Origin of the sequence: Thermomonospora catenispora (assembly GCF_006363815.1) — a bacterium.
GTDB lineage: Bacteria > Actinomycetota > Actinomycetes > Streptosporangiales > Streptosporangiaceae > Thermomonospora > Thermomonospora catenispora.
This window is the reverse complement of sequence record NZ_RRYT01000108.1, coordinates 1-310: the sequence shown is the minus strand read 5'-3', so window position 1 is coordinate 310 and position 310 is coordinate 1. Positions and strand designations below refer to the sequence as shown.

Genomic DNA, 310 nt, shown 5'->3' with positions numbered 1-310 from the left:
GGTGGGTGGTGTTCGCATCCCTGTGCGGTTCACAGGAAACAAACAACGATCCTTGTGGTTCTGGGTTGTTGATAGGTGAATAAGGTTTCCCCGGCCACGCGCGTGTGTGTGGTTGTTGGGGTGTAGGTGTTCCGGTGGTCATGGCGGAGGGGAAACACCCGGTCTCATTCCGAACCCGGTAGTTAAGCCCTCCAGCGCCGATGGTACTGCATGGGAGACTGTGTGGGAGAGTAGGACGCCGCCGGGACTTCAACGTCAAAGGGGAGGGGTGGAACGGCCTTGGGGTTGTTCCGCCCCCCCTTTCTTTTTG

1 rRNA gene is annotated in these 310 nt (G+C 58.7%); it reads left to right on the top strand.

Going from position 1 to position 310, the window contains the following annotated elements:
• Positions 1 to 130: 130 nt before the first annotated feature.
• Positions 131 to 247 (top strand): 5S ribosomal RNA (gene rrf / locus EIO00_RS24020).
• Positions 248 to 310 lie beyond the last annotated feature (63 nt).